We start from the raw sequence: 3,675 nt of genomic DNA on the forward strand, positions 1-3,675 counted from the left end.
CTTAGGAAGAACAGCTTCAGCTTCAGCATAATCAAGCATCATCATAGCTTCATTGTAGTTCTTCATGTAGTGGTCGATTTGGTCACGTGTTTGAAGTTTGTCAGGGTCTGGATTATACCACTGGTTTCCATCATTTGGACGATGATAGGCCATGTTAAGACCTAACGCACCATACTCACCATTTGTTGTTGACTTATCAGGAGTTTGTAACATTCCTTGAGCAAAAGCTTCCAAATCCGTACCTTGACGATGGTTATGTCCTCCAAAGTAAGCTACACGGTCATTAATGTGTGTGGTTTCATGTGTGAAGGCAGAGATACCAAACGGGTCAAGCATATTGGTTACCATGAAGAATACTTGCTCATCTTTCCACGGTTTATCGTAGATTTTCGCCATCGCTCCCATAGCTCCATTAACTTGATGCCAACGGTTAGTCGGGCCGAATAGTTCACGAATAGGAGATACCACGGTTCCACCTTTTCCATAACCTTGACGATTTGCATCCTTAATTCCTTCATAAGTTTGATTATCCCAAACAGGTGTTGGTACCATATACTCGCTCTTCAAGAGTTTATTACGAACACTTGGAAGAGCTAAACGAGACCAGAAATCAAGATAAGTTTGTTGTGCTTTAGCGACTTCATCAATACGTTTCTTCAATTCCTTACGTTCTTCTTCAGTGTTCTTACCATATTTCTCAAATGAACTATAAGCCATCGTGTTATAGGTTGAAATCATAAAGATATGGGCTTTCTTTAAGTTGAGCAATGGTAAAATCATACGACCGTGAACGTCATTATTTAAACCGTCAAATACACGATGTCGCTTATCTTTAAAGGCTTCAGTAGTTGTTTCAGGCTCTGCTACATAAACGTTTTTCGCAGAATGAATAAACCAGTCATTCAAATCTTTATCTTCTGTAAATAAACGCATATTATAGTCTAAGAAGCTACGTAAATCACCTTTACCAGTTGCACCAGCAATCACTTCTTTGTAGGCATCTTGTGTACGGTCACCTTTCAAGAAATGTTCTCTTGAACCAATTTGAATCAAACGGTCTAGTACACTTGGTGTCTTACCATAGAAGTCCGGTTTGAACATCATGATATCCTTGATACTCAAATCACCATATTTGATATCATAGTAACGATTAAGATAAGTCAGTCCCATTATAATCTTAGCTTTATTATCTTCTACTTTCTTGAGTAGCGATTTCATCGCGGCAGCATCAACGTTTAATTGATGGTCTTCATTTTCGACCAAGGCTTTGACGAACTTATCTAGATTTTGCTTCACTTCGGCAAAACTTTCTTCCAAGTATAGATTACGAATATATCCATCTTTACGAGCATTTGTATTTTCTTCTGACTTCTTACGTATATCCATTAATGCGCGTACTTCAGCTGAAATTAGGTCAACACTTGAAAGTCTTTCTTTCACATCCGCAATCAGTTTGTCCCGATTTTTAACAACTATATTTGGTGTATAGACAATGTTTTGACCTGCTACATCATACTCTTTTACTTGAGCTACTTTAGAATCAGCTTTATCGGTAACTACCATTTCTTCTTTAGTGCCATCCGCATAGTGAATCATAATCTTATCAATATCTGATAAGTCCGTCACAAACTGACCATTCTTCATACCCGTTACAGACAGAACGGTTTTCTTAACAAGATTGGACTCATCTGTTAACTTATTCCCTTGGTTTACAATCCACTCCTTATTATAAAATGGCTGCAATTTTTCCAAGTTTCGATAAGCTACTTCTCTTGTCTCTTTATAATCCTGAATCGCTTTATAATCAGAATCTCTATCGATGATACGATTTAACTTGTTTACGACAGGATCTTGAATAGTAAAGGTGTTGGCTGTGATATTCATCTTAGCGATTTTAGCATCTGCTTCTGCTTGAGAGATACCAGTAATACGATTTGAATGTTTGTAGGAAGATAAACCACTTGCAACACCATTTACATAATTTACACGTTTGATATTATCTAATCCAAAATATTGGTCATTATCATTCAAGGCTGGTGAACCATAGACAATTTCACCATTATTTACTTTAAGCATTGTTACGACATCTTCAATAACACCCCAGTTAAAGTTGTTATGAATTACACCTCCACTTTCGCCATGCTGAATCAAATTCATAGTACCTTTTATTACAGCATTTCGGAGAAATCCTTTTTTACCTACTGTCATCGAGTCAATACCATGATCTATTTTACCAATTAAACCACCATATTTAGATTTATTGGCACTAATCTTAGCATCAACGTAAGCTTTATCAACGTTACTTATCCAACTTTCGCTGACAAGTCCACCAGACCACCAGCCTTTATCTCCAAGACTGTTAATCTTGCCAATAAAAGCTACATTGCGCATATTAGCTTCGTCTAACTTATTAACAGCACCGGTTACATCGTTATTTCCTGTTACTGAACCTACTACTTTGATATTCTCAAGGGTAGATTTCTTAAACATATTACCAATAGGTGCAACTTTATCAGCCCAAGGCATATTGATATCTACATTACCTAAGTTAAAGTTTTTGAGTGTAGCACCTTCAGCCTCATTAAACAAAGGTCTTTCTAAGTTATGAATCGTGTACTGATGGTTCTCTACACTTGATAAAGTACCTCTAAACTTAGCCATAACATAAGCTTTACCTGCTGGCTTAACGTTAACTGCATTCAAATCTGCACCAAGTTTAAACTCACCGGTAGGATTTGCTTGCATATCTTTTGCTAAATCATGGAAATTGTAATAAACCTTATCCTCGGTAGCCCTCGGTTTTTCAAGATAATAAGTGTAAATGTCTCTTAACTTACCGTCTTTATCACGTTGAACTAAGTCAGGTGCTTTTGCCGTTACCTTGTAAAGCTGCTTACCTTCTTCAATGACCTCTTCAATCTTATCAATTGCTAAACGAGTCACTTTGTTATCCCGAGACGTCACTTTGAGATAGTATTTTTCAGTCTCTGTTGGTGTCTCAGTCAGGAAGTCCTTCAATGTTTCTGTTCCATCTTCTTCGACTTTTACAAGATTTGTTGAGGTAATGTTTTTCAACTCAACTTTTTTCAAATCCAAGCGAAGTGCTTTCTCTTCTAATGTTGCAGTTTCTTCTCCCTTACCACGGTCATAGGTCATAGTGGTTTCTATCTTATAGTCCTTGTAGAATTTTAAATCTTCTACCTGCTTATCTAATTGCTCTGAAGTTAAATCTACTGTTTTGACAATTTCATTTCCATCTTTAATTATCGCAGTAATTTTATTGATCTTGACTCCATCTGTATTAACCAAATGATAAGAAAGATTTGCGGAGCGGTCTAATACATTTGTATTTGTTCTCTCCAAAGTCAAAACAGGAGCCGTTTTTTCTTTAGGCTTTTCTTTTGTACCTTTTACAAGAATTTCAGGCTTCATTTCTTTTAAAATTGTTACTGTTTCAACTGATTCGCTGATTTTTTTGCCATGTAACTCTTCATAGCTAGTAACAATTTGACGTTCGCCATCCTCACCAACTTGTTTAACAGAATCATCGCCTATAAATTTGCTAGGATCAGATTCTTCTATAGTGGTTTTAGGAATAGTCTCTGTCCGAATATCGGTATGTAAAGAAGGCAACTCTTCTCTTTCTGATGCAACTTCTGAAACTGTAGATATTGG

The 3,675-nt window shown here is 36.6% G+C and carries 1 protein-coding gene; it reads right to left on the bottom strand.

Annotated features, from left to right (window positions below; genetic code table 11):
• On the bottom strand, positions 1-3,675 hold a 3,675-nt coding region (locus WKI42_RS09675; RefSeq protein WP_368081820.1), incomplete at both ends, for a ZmpA/ZmpB/ZmpC family metallo-endopeptidase.

The sequence above is a fragment of the Streptococcus pseudopneumoniae genome (genome assembly GCF_038148935.1).
In the GTDB taxonomy this organism is placed as follows: domain Bacteria; phylum Bacillota; class Bacilli; order Lactobacillales; family Streptococcaceae; genus Streptococcus; species Streptococcus pseudopneumoniae_U.